Raw genomic sequence first — 373 nt, 5'->3', positions numbered from 1 at the left:
GCGCGGCGGTCGCCGACGTGGTGGCGCGGCACGAGTCGCTGCGCACGGTGTACCCCGAGACTTCGGACGGACCCGTCCAGGTCGTGCTGCCGGTGCAGCAGTCCGTTCCGGACGTCGACGTCGAACGGACCACGGCCGAGCAGCTGCTCGCTGCCGTCACGGACTTCATGGTGCGGCCGTTCGATGTGACAAGCGAAGTGCCCCTGCGCATCCGCTTCTTCGATCTCGACGGCGACGAGTTCGTGCTGGCGATGGTGGTGCACCACATCTCGGCCGACGGTGCGTCGATGGCGCCGTTCGTGCGGGATGTGATGCTCGCGTACAGCGCCCGGGTCGGCGGCGGGGTGCCGTCGTGGGAGCCGCCGGCGGTGCA

The 373-nt window shown here is 70.2% G+C and carries 1 protein-coding gene; it reads left to right on the top strand.

The features are described 5' to 3' along the window. On the top strand, positions 1-373 hold a 373-nt coding region (locus QR64_RS11900; protein ID WP_039585315.1), incomplete at both ends, for a condensation domain-containing protein.

It is taken from the genome of Rhodococcus sp. Chr-9, assembly GCF_000801125.1.
Taxonomy (GTDB): Bacteria; Actinomycetota; Actinomycetes; order Mycobacteriales; family Mycobacteriaceae; genus Rhodococcus; species Rhodococcus pyridinivorans.
The sequence above is the reverse complement of the archived record's forward strand: the minus strand, read 5'-3'. Positions and strand labels throughout refer to the sequence as shown.